The organism is Streptomyces sp. NPDC020996, assembly GCF_040641355.1.
Classification (GTDB): Bacteria; Actinomycetota; Actinomycetes; order Streptomycetales; family Streptomycetaceae; genus Streptomyces.
Window position 1 is genome coordinate 126,810 of sequence record NZ_JBFADM010000001.1, and the last position, 19,561, is coordinate 146,370.

At 74.3% G+C, this 19,561-nt stretch carries 11 protein-coding genes and 1 pseudogene; 6 read left to right on the top strand and 6 right to left on the bottom strand.

What is annotated here, in order from left to right; all coding sequences use genetic code 11:
• The first annotated feature begins 20 nt into the window (after positions 1-20).
• Complete coding sequence (locus tag AB0G63_RS00485; protein ID WP_360741885.1) at positions 21-1,319, top strand: RICIN domain-containing protein; 1,299 nt, start codon at positions 21-23, stop codon at positions 1,317-1,319.
• 56 nt (positions 1,320-1,375) lie between these two features.
• Positions 1,376-2,635 (top strand): AMP-binding protein, encoded by a 1,260-nt coding sequence (locus tag AB0G63_RS00490; RefSeq protein WP_360741888.1) that lies wholly within the window; start codon positions 1,376-1,378, stop codon positions 2,633-2,635.
• 133 nt (positions 2,636-2,768) lie between these two features.
• Here the strand turns inward: AB0G63_RS00490 and AB0G63_RS00495 are convergent, their stop codons facing one another.
• From AB0G63_RS00495 to eccD, 3 genes are all read right to left on the bottom strand, one after another.
• On the bottom strand, positions 2,769-3,158 hold the full coding sequence (locus tag AB0G63_RS00495) for a helix-turn-helix transcriptional regulator (RefSeq protein WP_360741890.1): 390 nt from the start codon (positions 3,156-3,158) through the stop codon (positions 2,769-2,771).
• A 369-nt stretch (positions 3,159-3,527) separates the two neighbouring features.
• Entirely contained in the window at positions 3,528-5,027 is a 1,500-nt protein-coding gene (gene eccB, locus AB0G63_RS00500) for a type VII secretion protein EccB (RefSeq protein ID WP_360741893.1), read from the bottom strand.
• 397 nt (positions 5,028-5,424) lie between these two features.
• Entirely contained in the window at positions 5,425-6,825 is a 1,401-nt protein-coding gene (gene eccD / locus AB0G63_RS00505; RefSeq protein ID WP_360741896.1) for a type VII secretion integral membrane protein EccD, read from the bottom strand.
• A 205-nt stretch (positions 6,826-7,030) separates the two neighbouring features.
• Here eccD and eccCa point away from each other — a divergent pair, with 205 nt between their 5' ends.
• A complete protein-coding gene (gene eccCa / locus AB0G63_RS00510; protein ID WP_360741899.1) occupies positions 7,031-10,978 on the top strand; it encodes a type VII secretion protein EccCa in 3,948 nt (1,315 codons plus the stop codon).
• 497 nt (positions 10,979-11,475) lie between these two features.
• On the opposite strand, the gene AB0G63_RS00515 is transcribed toward eccCa, so the two are convergent.
• The gene (locus AB0G63_RS00515; RefSeq protein ID WP_360741902.1) at positions 11,476-12,117 is read right to left on the bottom strand and encodes an MBL fold metallo-hydrolase; all 642 of its coding nucleotides are present in this window, start codon (positions 12,115-12,117) and stop codon (positions 11,476-11,478) included.
• Positions 12,118-12,189: 72 nt separating this feature from the next.
• On the opposite strand from AB0G63_RS00515, the gene AB0G63_RS00520 reads away from it, so the two are divergent.
• Both AB0G63_RS00520 and AB0G63_RS00525 read left to right on the top strand, forming a co-directional pair.
• On the top strand, positions 12,190-12,726 hold the full coding sequence (locus AB0G63_RS00520) for a MarR family transcriptional regulator (RefSeq protein ID WP_360741905.1): 537 nt from the start codon (positions 12,190-12,192) through the stop codon (positions 12,724-12,726).
• The gene (locus AB0G63_RS00525) at positions 12,723-13,379 is read left to right on the top strand and encodes a fumarylacetoacetate hydrolase family protein (protein WP_360741908.1); all 657 of its coding nucleotides are present in this window, start codon (positions 12,723-12,725) and stop codon (positions 13,377-13,379) included. The genes AB0G63_RS00520 and AB0G63_RS00525 overlap by 4 nt, the downstream gene beginning before the upstream one ends.
• A gap of 90 nt (positions 13,380-13,469) precedes the next feature.
• Here the strand turns inward: AB0G63_RS00525 and AB0G63_RS00530 are convergent, their stop codons facing one another.
• Positions 13,470-14,639 carry a S8 family serine peptidase gene (locus AB0G63_RS00530; protein ID WP_360742355.1) on the bottom strand — a complete coding sequence of 390 codons (1,170 nt, stop codon included), beginning with the start codon at positions 14,637-14,639 and terminating at the stop codon, positions 13,470-13,472.
• Positions 14,640-14,806: 167 nt separating this feature from the next.
• Positions 14,807-18,133, bottom strand: coding sequence for a right-handed parallel beta-helix repeat-containing protein (locus AB0G63_RS00535; protein ID WP_360741911.1), 3,327 nt, complete (start codon positions 18,131-18,133; stop codon positions 14,807-14,809).
• A 466-nt stretch (positions 18,134-18,599) separates the two neighbouring features.
• Here AB0G63_RS00535 and AB0G63_RS00540 point away from each other — a divergent pair.
• Positions 18,600-19,530 (top strand): annotated as a pseudogene (locus AB0G63_RS00540) (glycosyl hydrolase family 65 protein); the annotation flags it as partial.
• Positions 19,531-19,561 lie beyond the last annotated feature (31 nt).

Sequence of the window (19,561 nt, forward strand, 5' to 3'; positions counted from 1 at the left end):
GTCCTACCCGAGAAGGAAACATGACCCCTTCGCAGCCCCAGGAACCGCAGAGAACCCCTGACCGGCCCGGCACCCCGGCGCAGGGACCGGACGCCGCCGCGGCCGGGACCGCCGAGGCCGGTGGGCCGGCCGGGGCCGCGTCGCCCTCGTCGGCCCCGGCCGCTCCGGCCACCCCGGAGGAGCCGGCGGAACTGCCGGAGCCGGCCACCGCCGCCCTCCCCGGTCCCGAGCCCGCGGCACACGGCGCGTCCGGTCCGGCCCGGCGCCCGGAGGCCACCGGCGAGGCCGCGGGCGAGGCCGCGCAGGAGCCGGAGACGGCCGGTGCCGGCGCCGCTCCCGAGGCCGGCGCCGCGGAAGCGGGGACCGCCGCCGCGGCCGGCGATGAGGAGCCGGAGGAGGCCGAGGCGGCCCCCGCGGGGATGCCCGAGCCGACGCCCGCTGCCCCCGCGGGACGGCCGCACAAGAGCCTGCTGGCCGGAGCCGCCATGGTGGGGGCGCTGCTGCTGGCCGTACCGTTCCTGGTGGGCGGCGATGACGACGGCAGCCGCGCCCAGGCGGCCGGAGCGACCCCCGGTACCGTCCTCGGCGGCCCCGGCGAGGACGGTTACGGTGCCATCGGGTCGGCGTCCCCGACCGCCGGAGCCGGATCTGCGGCGCGCGGCCCGTCCGGCAAGGACTCCGGGGCGCACGACGCCGGGCTCCCGGACACGCACACCCAGGCCGACAAGGTCACGTCCACCGGCGGAAAGGGCTCGCAGGGCGGCAGCAGCGGCGACGGCGGCAAGCACACGAGCGCCGGGAAGTCCACCGGCCACACCACGGGCGGCCAGGCCGGCGGATCCACGTCCGGGAAGTCGGACACCACCAAGACCACCTCGGACAAGACCTCGTCCGGCACGAGCGACAAGACGTCGTCCGGCGGCGGTTCCGCGACGCCCCCGGGCGTCTCCATCCGGAGTTACGCCTCCGGCCGCTGCATCGACGTCACGGGCTCCGGGGGCGACGGCACACCGCTGCAGATCTGGGACTGCAACGGCGCCTCGCAGCAGACCTGGCGGTTCATGGCGGACGGCACGGTCCGGGCCCTCGGCCTGTGCATGGACGTCGCCTGGGGCTCGACCGGCAACGGCGCGGTGATCCAACTGGCCAGGTGCAGCGGCAACCCCGCCCAGCAGTTCCGGCTCAACGCCGCGCACGACCTGGTCAACCCGCAGGCGGACAAGTGCGTCGACGTGAAGGACCGCGGCACCGGCAACGGCACCCGGCTCCAGCTGTGGGACTGCAACGGCGGAAGCAACCAGAAGTGGAGCGCGGGCTGACCGGCCGCACACCCCCCGATCGTCCCCACGGCACCACCCCGGCAAAGGAATCCGACATGACCGCGTCACAGCTCCGGGAACTCGTCGAGTTCGCCCGCCGCAACTCCCCTTACTACCGGGACCTCTACGCGCAGGTGAAGACGGACGGGATCCTGCGCCTGGAGGACCTCCCCGTCATCGACCACTCCGGCTTCTGGGCGGCCAACACCACCGAGAACAACCGGGTGCTGACCAGCCGCCAGCTGGAGGGCGTCGTGTTCCGGACGGGCGGGACCACCAGCCGTCCCAAGCTCACCGTCTTCACCCGTGCCGAACTGCACGCCATGGCACGGCTGTGGGCGGACGGATGCACGGCGGCCGGCCTGCGTCCCGGCGACCGCGTCGCCAACCTCTTCTACGCCGGCGAGCTCTACGCCAGTTTCCTGTTCAACACGCTCGCCCTCCAGGAAGCCTCCGTCCCCGCCGTCCACCTGCCGATCGCGGGCAGCCCCTCACCCGAGGTCGTGGCGGAGACGATGGCGGAACAGCAGGCGACCGTCGTGCTGGCCACACCGACGACCCTCGCCCGCGTCGCGGCACACTTCGTCGCCCGAGGAGAGTCGCTGGCGTCCGTCCGCCTCTTCCTGTTCAGCGGTGAGGCCTTCCACGAGGATCAGCGGCCGTTGATCACGAAGGCGTTCCCCCGCGCGGACATCCGCTCGCTGGGGTACGCGTCCGTGGACGCCGGTGTCCTCGCCGCCCCGGTCGAGGGCGAGCCGGACACGCGGGTGCACCGCGTGCACCGGCTGCACAAACTGGTGGAGATCGTCGACGAGCACACCGGTGAACCGATCCGTGAGCCGGGCCGGCCGGGACTGGTGCTGGCGACCGATCTGGTCCGGCGTCTGATGCCGGTCATCCGCTATCCCGTGGGCGACGTGGCGGAGTGGGTGGACCACGAGGACGGGCGTTTCCGCCTGCTGGGTCGCTCCGAAACCGGCGCGAGGGTCGGACCGATGACCGTCTACCTGGAGGATCTGCGGGCCGTGGTCGACGAGGTGTCGGGCGAGCAGCTGATCTCGGGTATGCAGGCGGTGCAGCGGCGCCGCGACTCCAAGGACGAGCTGGTCCTGCGGATCGCCGGCGAGATCCAGGACCCCGAGCGGTTCGCCGCCCGGGTCGTCGCCCGCTTCGGCGAACTCCGCCCGGCCTTCGGTGAGCACGTCGAAGCGGGAATGATCCACCCGCTGACGGTCGAGCACGTTCCGCTGGAACAGCTCGCCGTCAACCCGCGCAGCGGCAAGCTCGTCCGACTGCTCGACCAGCGTTCCGGCTGAGCGTGCCACGTCGGCCTCCCGGCGTCACCGCGGTGACGCCGGGAGGTACGGCCGTCTCCGGCGCCGCGAGCCGAGCGCTCCACCGAGCGTTCCGCCGGGCCACCGTGCGGCCCAACGGCCGGTCAACGGCCGGTCAGCGGCCGGGGCGGGCGGGGCCGGGGTCCAGGGCCGGGTCCATCGGGGCGCACAGCACTGTCACCTCCTCCAACTGCCGGAAGGAGATGTTCAGCGCGTGCAGAAGGGCGAGGGTCTGGAGGAAATTCCCCGGCCACTCATTCTTTTCCTCGGCCCTCGCGTAGTCGTGGACCGGCATTCCGATGTCCCGGGCCAGCCTCGCCACGGTGAATTGCCGGGCGAGTCGCAGCTCCGCCAGGGTGCGGGGCTGCGCTATTCCCATCAATTCGATGGTCCGGCACCACAGCACGTCCGCCAGAGCGAACAGTTCGCCCTCGGTGGGGCGGTGAGTTCCGCTCTCCCAGGCGGCGACCGTGTCGGTGTCGACGGGAGCGCCGACCAATTTCATCTGCCGCGCCACCTCGAGCGTCGAAATACCTAAGCACTGCCGCGCGGAGACGGCGGCTGCCGGACGGAAGGGAGGCCGATCCATTACTCGGTCTTTCCTTAGTGTGCGGGGGGGTGGGGGGTTGTGCTCGGGGTTGCGCCGAGGGTTGTGCTCACGGGTGTCGCGTGGTTGCCGGACCCCTGGGCGCACCGTCGACCACGACGTCGTCCGCGCTCAGTGAACCGCCGGGGGGAGGAACCTGCACGAGAGTAGGGCCCAACCGGCATGAGAACGCTCTCAATTGAGGGACATCTGAGCTATTGGTCCTACAGACTCTGCACGTTTGTACACCCCGGTGCCGTCCCCGGCGCGCGTGCCGCCGCGGGCCGCTCACCGGGCTCCGGCGTCAGGCGCCTTCCCGCAGGCGGGAGGAGTGGTCCCGGTCCGCTCGCCGGCCGCCGCGGCCCGGGTGTCCAGGTCCGGTCCCGACGGCAGCATGGACAGCAGCGGAGAGGGCAGCGTGACCGCGTCCCCGTCCGCGTACCCCAGCGCCTTCAGCGCGTCACTGGAGGTCACCCGGTACTTCACGCCGTCCTCGGCCACCAAGTACGTGGTGCCGCCCACCGCCGTGCCGCCCGCGCCCAGCGTGCGCACCAGGGCCGCGTGGCCCGGCCGGACCACCACGGCGTCCACCGGCAGGCACGCCGCCGCCGACTCGCCCGGCGCCGACTGGGCCGCGGGGGCCAGCCCGTCCCGGCTCACCAGGACGGTGCTGACGCGCACCACCCCGTCCACGGCCTGCACCTGGGCGCAGGCCGTGAGACCGTCCGGCACGCCGGCCACCCGGGGCGGGGAGTCCGGGAGCCCCGCGGCGTCGGCGGACCCGGACGACCGGACGCCGGGGGCGAGGTGGTCCCGGAGCACGTCCGCGCCCAGCGGCTCGGCCTTCGGAGAGCGGCCGCCGTAGGCCTTCTCCCGGGTCGCCGGATCCCCGAGGACCAGCGCCGCCCCGGTGGCCGTGAGCGGGGTCAGGCCGTCCTTCCGCAGCAGGTAGTACTTGGCCTCCGAGCCGGGCACCCGCACCACGTACACCCGTCCCACCGTGCCGCGTGCGCCGCCCAGCGACGGCCCGGCCTCGCCCCGGCCCGGCACGGCGGGCGGGGCGAGGTCGGGGCCGGGGACCATCGCGTCCAGGAACGCGGCGGACACCGGGCGCGGTGTGACGGAGCCGTAGCCCAGGGAGACGGCCGCGCCGGAGGCCCGGTCCAGCCGGAGCCGGCTGCCCCGCCAGACCAGGTAGGCCGTCTTGTCCGGACCGCTCACCAGGAGCGCCTGGTCGTCGGCCATCGGCCGGCTCGGCACGGGGGCGCCGGCGACGAGGGTGGTCACCGTGGCGGAGCCGGAGCCGGAGCCGGAGCCGGCGGACCGGGGGGCCGAGCAGACGTGCCAGGCGCCGCCGTCCAGGTCCTTCGCGCTCGGCACGGAGTCCGGGGCCCCCGGTATGCCGACCGGGGTTCCGACGGGCGTGCCGCGCAGCGAGGCGCCGCGCACGTCGGTGGTCTTCAGGTCGCCCGCGCCGATCAGCAGGGCGGAGGCGTAGTTCCGCACCGGCCGGAGACGGCCGTCGAGGTACAGGTAGCGGCCGCCGGTGTCGCGGTTGACGATCAGGGTGTCCGAGGCCCGCCACGAGTCGTCGCCGCCGGGCGAGATCAGCCCGTACACCACCGCGCCGGCCCCGACGAGCGCGGCGACGAGGACGCCGACGGCCGCGCCCCGCGTGGTACGGGCCAGCGGGCTCTCCGGGGCGTCCGGATCGGCGAGCAGCATTCCGGAGGTGAGCCTGCCGATGGCGAAGGCATGGGCCTGGACCTGGTCGCGCTTGGACTGCATGGGATGGAGTGCCCTTTCCGTTCTCTGTGCGGTTCGGCCGTCTTCGACGAGGGGGACGAGGGGGCGAGGGAGACGAGGCAGCGGACGCCGCCTTCGGCGTCGTACCGGGTGGTGGCGGCCGCGTGCACGGCCGGGCGTACGACGGTCTCGGCGACCGCGCCGTCCGCGGGAGTCGCGCCGTCCGCGGGGCCGCGACGTCCGCGGGGGCCGCGCCGTCCGCGGCGGCCGTCGCGCGGCGAACCGGTCCTCGGCCGTCCTCGGCGGGTTCTCCGCCCCGCGGGCGTCGTCGGTGGTGACCGGCAGCGGCAGCGTCAGCGGGATCCCGCCGTACGGCGGCAGGGCCCCGGCCGCCCTGGGACGGTCCGGCGAGGCCGCCCGCCGGGCGTGTGCGCGGCGGTCAGCCGCCCAGGGCCCGGAGGTCGCCGAAGACCCCGAGCACCCACAGCGTCAGCGGCAGCAGGGCGATCGCCAGCAGCGACTGCAGCAGCTCCGCCGCGCGGCCCCAGTACGGCAGCATCCGCCGGCCCGGCACCGTCCAGGAGGCGACCGCCAGCACCGCGGCCAGCGCCAGCAGCCCCGCCACGAACCCCGGGCGGTCGGCCGGGGAGAGCCGCGCCGCGGTGGCGACGGCCAGCAGGAACCCTCCCCACAGGCCCGGGACCACCAGCGCCAGCCGCTGCCACACGTTGACCATGCCGCGTCCGTGCAGCAACAGCAGCAGCGACAGCACGCCCGCGGTCAGCCCCGCGGGAAGGCCGGGCTGCCGGGCGAGGGCGGCCAGGCAGCCGGCGCAGACGGCGCCGGTCGCCGCGTACAGGGCGGTCATCCAGGCGCCGGCGAGTTCGGTCCGGGTGGCGACGTCGCCGCCGTCGTAGGGGTCGATGCCCTCCTGCAACTGCTGGGGGCTGGTGGGCAGCGGGGGCATCCGAAGGCCGGCGAGCCGGAACGACAGGGCGGGGACGAAGGCCCCCAGGAGCACGGCCACGGCGGCCATCGCGGCGCCCGCGCCGTCCACCGGCACATCGGCGACGCTCACCAGGGCCCCCGCGCAGGCGGAGGCGACCGCCACCACGGCCGTGGCCATGAAGAGCGGGGTGTACACGGCCGTCGCGGCCACCGCCAGCGTCGCCGCGCCGGCGGCCGTCGCGCCCGCGGCCAGCAGCCGCGCGCCGAGGACGTGGTGCGCGTGCGGGCCGGAGAGGTCACCGCCGGGCAGCAGCCAGCCGGCCAGTGCCAGGGAGGGCACCGCCAGCAGGCCGAGGGTCGCGCCCGCCGCCGCGTCCCCCACCGCCCGGCCGGCCGAGGCCGCCCCGGCCAGCAGCAGCAGACCGGCTACAGCGGCAGTGACCGCACGGGCGACGACCGGGCCGCCGGGCCAGGCCAGCACCCCCAGCGCGGTCAGCACACAGACCGCGACGGCCGCGCGGAACAGCCGGCGGCCGGCCTCCGGGCCCCAGCCGTGCAGCCGTTCGCGCGTGACCTCGGCGATCCCGTCGACGAGGTCGTCCAGCCGTACCTCGGGCAGCGCGTCGGCGTGCGGACGCAGGTGGAGCACCTCGCCGTCCTTGAGGTCGAGGGACTCCAGGGTGGCCTCGTCGTCCAGCGGTGCCTCGCCCAGCCGTTGCAGCACCCAGCCTCCGTGTTCCAGGCCGTTCTCCTCCAGTTCCTCGCCGGAGTAGCGCAGTACGGCGGGCAGCAGGTCGGCGACGGGAACGTCGGCGGGGACGGCCAGGTCGATGGTCCTGGCCGGGGCACGGACGGTGAGGTGGCACAGCGACGCCACCGGGCTGTCAGTCATTGGAGGGCCACGCTTTCCAGGAATGTCATCGACGCACTTGGTATTGGCAGTTGAACGGATGCAGACTACTGACACCCCGAAGCATTCGTGAACGCCCCGGGGATTTCGCACTCTTGGCCCGGTCCATGAGTAGCGCGCCACGGTTAGGAGCCCGTTCTTGAGCGTCGTCCTATTCCGCCGCCCTGCCCGCAGGCGCGGGCCGGAAATGCCCGAGGGTGAATTGGCCCTCCAGGAGCCGCCGACCCTGCCGGAAACGGTTCCGGACAATTCGGCGGTCTGGACCTACCTGCCGATGGGCATGATGTCCGCCTCCATGATGCTGGCGTTCCTGCGGCCCGGCGGAAGCGGAGGCGCGCTGACGTACGTGGCGCTGGGCGTCATGGTCCTCGGCTCCGCCCTGATGGTGGTCGGCCAGGTGATGCGCAGGAGCGGCGAGCGCAAACAGCGGCTGCGCGGCGAGCGCCGGGACTACCTGCGCTACCTGTCGCAGACCCGGCGCAAGGTCCACCGGGCGGTCGTGGAGCAGCAGTTGGCACTCGCCTGGCGTCATCCCGAGCCCAGGACCCTGCGTTCCATGGTGCGGACCACGCGGCTGTGGGAACGGCGCACCCGGGACGAGGACTTCGCCGAGGTGCGGGTGGCCGTCGGGGACCAGCAGCTGGCGATGCGGCTGGCCCCGGTGTCCGCCAAGCCGGTGGAGGACCTCGACCCGATGTGCGCGCACGCGCTGCGCCGGTTCATGCGGGCCTACAGCACGGTGCCCGAGCAGCCCATCGCGCTGTACCTGCGGTCCTGGGCCCGGGTGCTGCTGCGCGGCGACGAGGCGGCGGTACGCGGCCTGGTGCGGGCCGCGCTGTGCCAGCTGGCGGTGTTCCACGCCCCGGAGGACCTGTGGATCGCGCTGTGCGTCAGCGACGAGCGGCGCGCGGAGTGGGACTGGGTCAAGTGGCTGCCGCACAACCTGCACCCGTACGAGCAGGACGGCGCCGGGCCCACGCGCATGGTGGCCGGTGACCTGGGCGGCCTGGAGGACCTGCTCGGCGTGGAGTTCACCGAGCGGCCCGCCTTCGACCCGGAGGCGGTTCCCGGCCGTGACGAGCCGTTCACCGTGCTCGTGGTGGACGGCGGCCGGGTGCCCGCCGGGCACCGGCTCGACGGCGCCGGCCTGCGCAACGTCGTCGTGCTCGACCTGTCGGAGGCGCTGCGGTGGCGGCCGGGACGTACCACGCTGCGGCTGGACGTGCGGCCGGACGGGATGCGGCTGGTGCGCACCGACCGCAGCCGCAAGGAGCAGTCGACGCTGCTGGGCCGCCCCGACGCGGTCGGCCCGGCCGGCGCCCGGGCGCTGGCCGGGATGCTCGCGCCGTACCGGATGGGCCTGACCGCCGAGAGCGCCGAGCCGCTGTCCACGGACACGGAGCTGACCGCCCTGCTCGGCATCTCCGACCTGCGGCGCCACGATCCGGCGGCGTTGTGGCGGCGCAGCACGGGCTCGGCCCGGCTGCGCGTCCCGGTCGCGGTGGGCGCCGACGGGGCCCCGGTCGAACTGGACATCAAGGAGGCGGCGCAGGGCGGCATGGGCCCGCACGGCATGCTGATCGGCGCGACCGGCTCGGGCAAGAGCGAGCTGCTGCGCACCCTGGTGGTGGCGCTCGCGCTGACGAACTCCTCCGAGACGCTGAACTTCGTCCTGGTGGACTTCAAGGGCGGGGCCACCTTCCTCGGCCTGGAGGAGCTGCCGCACACCTCGGCGGTGATCACCAACCTGGCGGACGAGGCGGCCCTGGTGGAGCGGATGCGGGACGCCGTCCACGGCGAGCTGATACGACGTCAGGAGCTGCTGCGGGCGGCCGGCAACTACACCTCCGCACTGGACTACGAGAAGGCCCGCGCCTCGGGAACGCCGCTGGCGCCGCTGCCGAGCCTGTTCATCGTGGTCGACGAGTTCAGCGAACTGCTCGCCGCCCACCGGGACTTCATGGACCTGTTCGTGATGATCGGCCGGCTGGGCCGGTCCCTCGGGGTGCACCTGCTGCTGGCCTCGCAGCGCCTGGACGAGGGACGCATGCACCAGCTGGAGAGCCATCTGTCGTACCGCATCGGCCTGCGCACCTTCTCGGCCATGGAGAGCCGTGGCGTGCTGGGTGTCCCGGACGCCTACCAGCTGCCGTCGCAGCCGGGCGCCGGGTTCCTGAAGAGCGGCGTGGAGGCGCTGACCCGGTTCCGGGCGGCGTACGTGTCGGGGGCGTACCGGTCGCGCGGGGGCGCGGTGGTCCGGGCCCGGGTCGCCAGCCAGGTGGTGCCGTGGACCGCGGACTACGTGGTGCCGCGCTCACCGGCCGCGCTGCCCGAGCCGGAGCCCGAGGCGGCGGAGGAGGACGAGAACGCGCCCTCCCTGCTGTCGGTGGCCGTGGAGCGGCTGCGGGACGCCGGACCGCCGGCGCTTCGGGTGTGGCTGCCGCCGCTGGACCTGCCGCCCACCCTCGACGGACTGCTGCCCGGCCTGTCGGAGGACCCCGAACGCGGACTGGTCTGCGCCGACTGGCCGGGACTCGGCCGGCTGCGGGTGCCGGTGGGTGTGGTGGACAAGCCGTTCGAACAGCGGCGTGACCCGCTGGTGGTGGACCTGTCCGGGAGCGGCGGGCACATCGCGGTGGCGGGCGGTTCGCAGAGCGGCAAGTCGACGGTGCTGCGCACCCTGATCGCCGCCCTCGCGCTCACCCACACCCCCCGCGAGGTGCAGTTCTACTGCCTGGACCTGGGCGGCGGAACGCTGGCCGGGCTGGCCGGGCTGCCGCACGTCGGCGGCGTGGCGAACCGGCTCGACACCGAGCGGGTGGGCCGTACGGTGGCCGAGGTGAACACGCTGCTCAACCAGCGTGAGCAGTTCTTCCTCGACCACAGCATCGACTCGATGGCGACCTACCGCAGGCGTCGCGCGGCCGGCGAGTTCGCGGACGAGCCGCACGGCGACGTCTTCCTGGTGGTGGACGGCTGGGGCACGCTGCGCCAGGACTTCGACGCGCTGCTCCCCACCCTCAACCAGATCGCCGCGCGCGGCCTGAACTTCGGCATCCACCTGGCCGTCGCCACGGCGCGCTGGCTGGAACTGTCCCCCCAGGTGCGCGACCAGGCGGCGACCCGGCTGGAGCTGCGGCTGGGCGACGCCATGGACTCGGTGGTGGACATCCGCAAGGCCGGGACCGTGCCGCGCAGCCCGGGACGCGGCCTGACGACGGACGGCAAGCTGCACTTCCTGGCGGCGCTGCCGCGCATCGACGGCCGGGAGAGCGCCGACGACCTCACCGAGGGGGTGGCCGATCTGGTGGAGCGGGTCGCCGGGTGCTGGCCGGGCCCGGCCGCGCCGCCCGTGCGGACGCTGCCGCACCGGCTGTCCGTCTCCGAGCTGCCGGAGCCGGAGCTGGGCGACGGACTGCGCGTCCCGCTGGGCCTCGACGAGGAGACCCTGTCGCCGGTGTGGCACGACTTCAGCCGTACGCCGCACCTGATCGGCATCGGCGACACGGAGAGCGGGAAGACCAACCTGCTGCGGCTGGTCGCCTCGGCGGTCACCGCCCGCTACAGCCCGAGCGAGGCCCGCATCCTGGTGGTGGACTACCGCCGCACGCTGGTCGAGGCGGTGCCGGAGGAGTACCGCCTCGGGCACGCGGTGTCGATGGACGCCCTGCGGGAACTGGTGGACGGCTCGGCCCGGGCCATCGCGACCCGGCTGCCCGGACCGGACATCAGCCCGGGCCGGATGCGCCTCGCGGACTGGTGGACGGGGCCCCGGCTGTTCGTGCTCGTCGACGACTACGACATGGTCGGCGGCGGCTTCTCCGTGGGCCACCCCTTCGACCCGCTGTCCGACCATCTGACCCTGGGGCACGAGGTGGGGCTGCACATGGTGGTGATGCGGTCCGCGACCGGCGCGGGCCGGGGCCTGAACGACCCGCTGCTCAGGCGCCTGGACGAGGTCAACACACCGGGAGTGCTGCTGTCCTGCCCGCCGTCCGAGGGCTACCTGTTCGGCACCGTCAAGCCACGCAACCTGCCGCCCGGCCGGGCCCAGTACATCGCCCGCCGCAAGGGCGTCCTCATCCAGACCGCACTACTGGACGAACCGTCCGGCGAGGCCCCGGCCGGGACCTGACTCCGGGTCGGCTAGGGGCGACCGCGCGGCTGCGCGGCCGCCCCTAGCCTGGCGGCGGCCTGCGGGCCGCCGCTCGCCGAGCCCCGGTCCGCCGCCCGCCGGCCGCCAGTCCGCCGCCCGTCGGCCGCCCGTCGGCCGCCAGTCCGCCGCTGGCGGCCGTCAGTCCGCCGGCCGCCTGTCGTCGGCCGCCTGTCGTCGCCACCGCCCGGATCGACCGGGGGACCACACCCGTGCGGGCCGCGCCACACCCGTGCGGGCCGCGCCGCGGCCGGGCGGCGACACCACGCGCCGTGCCGGACACGGCGCGCCCTGGTGCTCCGTCGCCTCGCCGGCAAGGCCGGCCAGGCAGCAGGGCCCTCGCCGACCTGATCGCAAGCGCCGAGTGAACAGCACGTCTCCCATGGTCCCGTCGCTCAGGGGGCAATCCCGTGCCGACGGCAGGTGCGGGGCGGCGGCCGCCCTCCGGCCGCGGCCGCCCCGCCTGAACACACCAAGGCTCATACCGCGACGGTCTCTCCGATCGGCACGATCGCGAGGGGTACTTCGGTGAGCATCTCCGGGCTCAGGAAACGGGCGGTCGACTGCTGTCCGATCGGGCCGAGCATGACCTCATGGATCTGGATCAGGTTGTTGGGCGCGACCTCTCTGACGTAGTCGGCCGCCTCGCCGAGCTTTGTCCAGGGCCCGCTCGTGGGCAGCAGCAGGGTGTCGACGGGGGCGTCCGGGACGTGGTAGGCGTCTCCGGGGTGGTAGAGGCGGCCGTCGACGAGGTAGCCGACGTTGGCCACGCGCGGGATGTCGCGGTGGATGGAGGCGTGCAGGTCACCGAAGACCGAGACGTCGAAACCAGCGACTGCGACGTCGTCCCCCGCGGCTACGACTGTGACTTGGCCGCGGCGGGCCGACCACCGTTCGACCACCGACGCCGGTCCGTAGACCCGCAGCTCGGGCCTGGTCTCCAGCGACCTTGCGATCAGCTCCTCGTCGAAGTGGTCGAAGTGCTCGTGGGTGATCAACACGGCATCGGCGGCCGCCACCGCCTGCGCGGCGTCGGGGGTGAAAGTGCCCGGATCGATGACGATCTGCGCGCTCTCCTTGGCCACGGTCACGCAGGCATGCGCGTGCTTGGTCAGCTTCATCAGAACTTCCCTTCTGCCACATATACAGCCTGGACTGTACAGTCTCTCCTGCATTCCCGGTAGCATGACCGCATGTCCAAGCAGCCCAAGCAGCCCAAGCAGCCCGAAGAGCCCGAAGGGCCCAAGCAGCCCGAAGAGCCCGTGCCCTCGCCCGACCGCCTCGCGGACGCCTTGAGAACCACGGTCGGCGCCCTCGTCCGCGCCACGCGGTCCTCCGACCGCCTCGCCTCGATCCCGGCGACGGTCCTGGACCTGCTCGACCGGCAAGGACCGATGACCACGGCCGACCTCGCGGCCAGCCGAGGAGTGCGCCACCAGACGATGGCCGCCACCGTGAAGGAGCTCACCGAGGCCGGTTTCCTGGCCGTCGGCCCCGACCCGGCCGACGCACGCAAGAGGATCCTCACGTTGACCCCGGAGGGGACGAGCGCGATCGAAGCCGACCGCTCCGACCGCGTCAGCCTGCTCGCCCGGACCATCGCCGACGGCCTGACCGACGACGAGCAGCGCCTCCTGGCCCATGCCCTGCCCGTGCTCGACCGCATCGTGGCGAGGATCGCCCGGAGCAGCCCGACGGACGACCGCGGTCCCGTCACCGGGGCCTGGTGATTCCCACGGATACCCGCGTCGCGCCGGACCTCCGTCCGGGGAAGATCATCGGGGTCGGCCTGAACTATGCCGGCCATGCGGCCCAGGTCGGACGCCCGGCACCCCGAAGGCCCCAGATCTTCCTCAAGGCGCCCAGCGCTGTCATCGGCGACGGCCGGGCCATCGTGCTGCCCGCCGAATCCGCACGGGTCGAGCACGAGGCGGAACTCGCCGTCGTGATCGGTCGGACGATGCGCCGCGTGACCGCCCGCGGCGCGCTCGAAGGAATCGCGGGGTACTGCTGCGCCAACGATGTGACCGCCCGGGACATCCAGCACTCCGACGCATCGCCGGACTACGCCAAGTCCTTCGACACCTTCTGCCCGCTCGGGCCGATCGTCCCCGCATCCTGCGTCGACCCACACGACCTGCGGATCGAATGCCTGGTCAACGGCAGGCTGCGGCAAGGTGCCCGGACCTCGGACATGCTGACGCCGATCGCGGACCTCGTCGCCCACATCTCCGCAGCCATGACGCTGCGACCCGGAGACGTCGTGCTGACCGGCACACCCGCAGGAACCGGACCGCTCAGGGCGGGCGACGCGGTCACCGTGACAATCGATCGCCTCGGCTCGCTCACCAATCCCGTCACAGCCGAGGCCGCAAGTCCATGAAGCCACCACTGTTCGATGCGCGCCCGAGGCGGCCGTCGCCGGGCGCGTCGGTCCGCCCGTACGGCCGCGCCCGGCGCCGTTGCGGCGTGGTCAGCCCGCCGTCGAGGTGTCGTTCCCGGATGGGCGCCAGCGGCGGGCGCGGCCCTTCGGGATGATGACGGCGGCCCAGACGGTCACCAGGATCAGGCCGGCGGCGGCACCGGCCGGCCACAGTGCGCGTCGCGTCGCCCGGGCACCGGCCTCGTCCGTCTGGAGACGCACCGGCCCGGAGCGGTCGGCCGGCGCCGCCGGGCCGGGGGACGCGCCCGGTACGAAGGTGAGCGCACCGTACGGGTCGAGGCGGGGCACGTCCGCCGGGTAGGCCGTCGTGACCAGTCTGCGGGCCGTCTCGGCGGCGGACAGGTCCGGATGCGCGGACCGGACCAGGGCCGCCGCCGCGGCGACGTACCCGGCGGCGAGCGAGGGCCCGGAGCCGATGAAGTGGCCCCGCCCCCGGGGACCGATGCCGAGGACGCCGTCACCCGGGGCGGCGAGGTCGGCGTGGCGTGGTGTGAACGCGCCCTGCGGCCGCTGTCCCCGCACGTCGACGTCGACGACGGACAGTACGCCGTCCGAGGCCGCCGGCCAGTAGTCGGCGGGCGGTGCGGCGGAGGACGCGCCGTCGCGGGAGGCGTCCGGAGCCGCGGCGGCCACGACCAGGGCGTCGTGGGCGGCGGCGTGGGCGAGGGCACGCCGGAGGGCGGCGGAATCGCGGGTGAGAGCCGGGGACACCACGATCACCCGGGCTCCGGCGTCCACCCCCGCCCGGATGCCGTCCGCGACCGTACCGTCCGTCGCCGCGCCCCGCTTGTCGGTGCCCCGCACGGCCACGACGCGGGCCTGCCTGGCCGCCCCCGCGAAGCCGACGCCGTCCACCGGGGCTGCGGCGATCAGCCCGGCCACGAAGGTGCCGTGGCCCACGCAGTCGTCACCGGCCCCGTCCACCGCGGTGACCCGGCCCGCCAGGGCGGGCGCCTCGGCCGAGACCCCGGTGTCGACGACGGCCACCGTCACCCCGGCGCCGGTGCCGAACTGCCGTGTCCTGGACAGCTGGAGGTTCACCTGTTCCCAGGGCACGGCCTCGGCGACCGTGGCGGAGCCGCCGGTGCAGTCGGCGCCGGCCGGAAGCCGGGACGGCATCACGGGCAGCCGTACGGGATCCCCGGACGCGGCGGCGGACACGGGGGCAGCCGCGGTCGCGGTCGTCGGCCCGGCCGCCACCGCCGACGCGGAGAGGAGGGTGACGAGGGTCAGCACCGCCCGACGGAGCCGCGGCCTGCGGAGCCGCGGCCGGCGCATGCCGCCGGAACCGCTGCCGGGACCGCCGCCAAAACCGCTGCCCTTTCCGGGCCGGGGCACGGGGCCGCCGCGCCGTCCCACGGTCCGGGTCATCCGGTCACCGCCCTGCCCGGCGCCACGTCCTCGGGAAGCAGCAGCCGCAGATCCTCCAGCCCGGGGGCGGCCATCGTGCTCAGCCGCCCGGCCTGACGCGTCATCATGCCCTCCAGTACCTGACGGGCGAGCCGCGCGTTGCCGAAGGACCGGTCACGCGGGAGCGACTCGAAGTACGCGCGCAGCACCTGGCCCGTGCCCGGCCCGCACTCGTAGCCGGAGGCGGCGGCGTGCTGCCGCACGATGGTGACCAGTTCGTCCGAGGAGTAGTCGGCGAACTCCACCCGCCGGGAGAAGCGCGAGGACAGGCCCGGGTTGGAGGAGAGGAAGCGTTCCATCTCCTCCGTGTAGCCGGCGACGATGACCACCGCCTGGTCCCGGTGGTCCTCCATGAGCTTGAGCAGGGTGTCCACCGCCTCCTGCCCGAAGTCCGACCCGGAACCCGGCCCGCCGGGGGTCAGCGTGTAGGCCTCGTCGATGAACAGCACCCCGCCCAGGGCGCGTTCGAAGGCCTCCCGGGTCAGCTGCGCGGTGTGGCCGACGTACCGGCCGACGAGGTCGGCGCGGGCCACCTCGACGAGCTGGCCGCGCGGCAGCACGCCCAGCGAGACGAGCAGTTCGCCGTAGAGCCGCGCCACCGTGGTCTTGCCGGTGCCCGGCGGCCCGGTGAAGACCAGGTGGTGGCTGATGCGGGGCGCGGGCAGTCCCGCCGCCTCGCGCTGGCGGGTGACGGACAGCAGGTTGACCAGGTCGGTGACGTCGCGCTTGACGGCTGCCAGGCCCACCAGGTCGCCGAGGCGGGCCAGCGGGTCGCCGTCCGGGCCCCCGCCGGCCTCGTCGGCGGCCGCGCGGGCGGCCTCCTCCCCGATGTCCTCGGGGAGGAGCAGCTGGAGGTCCTGGTCGGTCATGTCGGTGAGCGTGGCGAGGCGGGTGGCCTGGCGGTCCACCATCTCCTCGAACACCTGGCGGGCGGCACGGCCGTTGCCGAAGGCCGCGTCCTTGGGCATGCGTTCGAAGTGCACGGCGAGGGCCTTGCGGGTGGCGTCGTCGAGCACGTACTGGTGCCCGGCGCACATGCTCTCCACGATCGCCACCAGTTCCGGCACCGCGTAGTTCTCGAACTCCACGGTCCGGGAGAAACGCGAGGCCAGGCCCGGGTTGGAGGCGAGGAAGTCCTGCATCTCGGCGGAGTACCCGGCGGCCACGACCACCACGTCGTCGCGGTGGTCCTCCATGAGCTTCAGGAGGGTGTCGACCGCCTCCCTGCCGAAGTCGGCGCCGGAGCCGCGGCCGTCGGAGAGCAGGGTGTAGGCCTCGTCGACGAACAGGACGCCGCCCAGGGCGCGGTTGAACGCCTCGGTGGTCTTGATGGCCGTACCGCCGATGACCTGCGCCACCAGGTCGGCCCGGGAGACCTCGACGAGGTGTCCGGAACGCAGTGCGCCGAGTTCGGCGAGGACCGCCCCGTAGAGCCGGGCCACGGTGGTCTTGCCGGTGCCGGGCGGACCCGCGAAGACGAGGTGCCGGCCCATGGGCGGAGCGGACATGCCGAGTTTGGCGCGGCGCTGGGCCATCCGGGTCAGGTTGACCAGCGTGCGCACCTGCTGCTTGACGTTGTCCAGGCCGATCAGCGCGTCGAGGGCGCCGAGGGGTCCGTCCGCCCGGGTGAGCCGGGCCTCCTCGCCGTCCTGCCCCGCGGTGTGCGGGCCGCCGTCGGTCCCGTCGGCACCCCAGGCGTCCGGCCGGCCGTTGCCGGTGCTGGTCAGTCCCTCGACGGCGAGCCGCTCACCGGGCCTGGACTGTACGAGTCCGCCGCCGCCGTTGTCCCGGACGGTGCAGTTGACCACGGACACCGGTTCCGTGGACTCGACGCACAGACCGTCCTGCGTACTGCCGCTGATCTCACAGGAGTTGAACGAGCCGCGGCCGCCGTCGGCGACCAGGACGCCGTGCCGGCCGCTGCCGGCCACCCGGAGCCGGGTCGCGGTCAGCTCGCCGCCGCCGTCGACGGTGACCCCGGACTCCTCGGCCCCGCTGATCTCCAGGTCCCGCACCGTCATGATGCCGTCGGCTCCGACCGACACGCCGCCGGCGGCGGGCGCGAGGACCGCTCCGCCCCCGACGTAGACGTTGCCGTCGTCCTCGGCCCGGACACCGCAGCGCCCGGCCCGCTCGACCGTGCAGTCCTCCAGCCGGCCCCGGCCGTCCTTCAGGACCTCCACCCCGTGCCCGCGCGGCGCGTTGACGCGGGCCCGCCTGATCAGCGGGTTGGCGCCGGTGCGGATGGAGACGCCGGCGCCCTGGGCGTCGGTGACGTCGAGCCGGTCCAGTTCGGCGGCCGACTCCTCCTCCAGCAGCACCGCGGTGGTCGCGCAGTCCCTGACGGTCAGGCCGATCAGGACGGGAGAGGAGTGCCCGTTCACCCGGAGGGCGGGGGCCTGGGCCGCGTCCAGCCAGCAGTCCTCGTACGTTCCCCGGGACCGGTCGGTGACCAGCAGCCCGTGGCCCTTGGTGCGTGCCGTACGGCAGCGGCGGACCACCGGGTCGCTGCCGCCGCTGACCACGATGCCGGCGCCGGTGGTGCCGGTGACCCGCACGTCCTCGAGTTCCGTCCGGGACTGGCTGACGAGCTGGACCCCGGTGCTGGTGTCGTGCACCACGGTCCGCAGCACCCGCGTGGTGCTGTGTCCCTCCAGGGCGACGGCGGGCTTGTCGGTCGAGGAGATGTCGCAGTCCTCGACCGAGGCGTGCGCCTCTCCGTTGGCGAGGACGCCGTTGCCGCGGGCGTCGCGGACCGTGCAGCCGCGCAGGGTCAGCCGGCCGCTCTCACCGACGACCACGCCGGAGGTGCCGAGGTGCTCGATGGTGCAGGACTCGACGGAACTCTCCACCACGGCGGTGACCACGACCCCGGCGCCGCCGGGATTGCTGACCCGGCAGTCGCGCAGGGCGAGCGAGCCGCCGGCCCGGGCCAGCAGGGCCGTCCAGGCGGAGCCGGTGACCTCGCACCCCTGCATGGCGACCTGTCCGCGCGGCGCGTCGATGACGGGGAGTTCCTCGTCCCGGCCCTGGAACACCAGGTCGGTGAGCATGGCGGCCTCGGCCTTGAGCACCAGCGCGCTGCCCCGGCGCGGCGCTATCCGGACACTGCCGCGGGCCTGCTCCGCCACGATGGTGACCGGGGTGGCGATGGTCAGGTTCTCCGCGTACGTCCCGGGAGCCACGCTGACGACGGCGCCGCTGCGTGCCCTGGCCAGCGCCTCACCGATCGTCCGAAAGCCGTCGGGTCCCTCCGGGCTGACCGTAAGTACCTGGCGTGACAAGCGCGTTCCTCCTTCTCGGCCCCGCACGGCACGAGTCCGCCACGGATTGCCTTTGCATGACCATCATGCCGGGCCTCCGCCCTGCCCACCCGCCCGGATCCCCAGCAAGTTCCCTGGTCCTGAGGGTTACTTGAGCTTCAGGGCGCTTGATCTTGGTCAGCTTCCCGCGACTTGCGCGACATGTGACACACCTCACAGCCCGCACGGCTCGCCCCCGGCTGGCCCCCGGGTGCCCAGCGCGGCGGGCTGCCGCCGCTGCTCCAGGTGCTAGGCGGCGCAGCGCGATGTGCCGCCGCGCGGCTGGGCGGCCGCCTCCAGGGGCTGGCCGCGGCGGAGCGGCACCCCTCACCGGTCGGCGCGTCGCCGACGGGCCGAGCGCCCAGGACGCGTGCGGGGCGGAACGGCGATCACGAATCCGGCGAACCCGGCCGCCGCTGCTCCTCCTCCACGATGCGGCGCGCGAGGGTACGACGGCTACGACGGCTCCCCCGTCAAGCAGGCCGACACCGCGCTGCTCGTCTATCCGCAGGAGAGCCATGCCCGACGGGGCCGCGGCCGCCACACTCGACTACTACGCCGCGCGCACCGATCCGGACGGCCCGGCCATGACCGACTCGGTGCACGCGATCGACGCTGCCGCGATCGGCGAGCCTGGCTGCACCGCGTACACCTATCTGCGGCGCGCCTACCAGCTCTTCGCCCGGGGCCCGTTCGCGGTCTTCTCGGAGGCGCGCGGCGACAAGGCGGGCGCCGCCGACCCGCTCGCGGGCTCCCCGGCCCAGGACTTCCTCACCGGCAAGGGCGGCTTCCTGCAGGTTTTCACCCACGGCCTGACCGGTCTGCGGCTGCGCGCGGACGCCGTGCGCCTCGACCCGACACTCCCGCCCCAGCTCGCGGACGGCGTGCGCCTGTCGGGGCTGCGGTGGCGCGGACGGTCGTACGACATCGAGATCGGGCCCGTGACGACCACGGTCCGGCTGCGCTCGGGGGACCCGATCCCCCTGGAGACACCGCAGGGCCGCTACACGCTCTCCGGCACGGTCGTCCTCAAGACCCGCCGCCCCGACCTCGCCCCCACCCCCGACCTGGCCCGCTGCCGGCCGGCGACGGCCACCTCGGCCGAGCCGGGGCTGTACCCGGAGGCGGCCGTGGACGGCAGCCCGGCCACCGCCTGGTCCCCCGCCGCCGAGCACGCAGCCCTCATCGTCGACCTGGGAGGCGGCATGGGCGTCGGCACGATCCGGCTGACCTGGCGGAAACGGCCGGCGTCGTCGGCCGTCGAGGTCTCGGCGGACGGACGGCGCTGGCATCGGGCGGACGGGAGCGCGGTCCGGTACGTGCGGGTGAGCGTGCGCGGTGCGGCGGCGGCACTGGCCGAACTGGACGTACGGAGGTGACGGGGAGCGGCCTCCTCCCGACAACTTGGTT

What these genes read in the sequence shown, in the direction of transcription:
- AB0G63_RS00485 (WP_360741885.1), top strand. Translation starts at nt 21, where the DNA reads ATGACCCCTTCGCAGCCCCAGGAACCGCAGAGAACCCCTGACCGGCCC.
- AB0G63_RS00490 (WP_360741888.1), top strand. Translation starts at nt 1,376, where the DNA reads ATGACCGCGTCACAGCTCCGGGAACTCGTCGAGTTCGCCCGCCGCAAC.
- AB0G63_RS00495 (WP_360741890.1), bottom strand. Translation starts at nt 3,158, where the DNA reads ATGAAATTGGTCGGCGCTCCCGTCGACACCGACACGGTCGCCGCCTGG.
- eccB (WP_360741893.1), bottom strand. Translation starts at nt 5,027, where the DNA reads ATGCAGTCCAAGCGCGACCAGGTCCAGGCCCATGCCTTCGCCATCGGC.
- eccD (WP_360741896.1), bottom strand. Translation starts at nt 6,825, where the DNA reads ATGACTGACAGCCCGGTGGCGTCGCTGTGCCACCTCACCGTCCGTGCC.
- eccCa (WP_360741899.1), top strand. Translation starts at nt 7,031, where the DNA reads ATGCCCGAGGGTGAATTGGCCCTCCAGGAGCCGCCGACCCTGCCGGAA.
- AB0G63_RS00515 (WP_360741902.1), bottom strand. Translation starts at nt 12,117, where the DNA reads ATGAAGCTGACCAAGCACGCGCATGCCTGCGTGACCGTGGCCAAGGAG.
- AB0G63_RS00520 (WP_360741905.1), top strand. Translation starts at nt 12,190, where the DNA reads ATGTCCAAGCAGCCCAAGCAGCCCAAGCAGCCCGAAGAGCCCGAAGGG.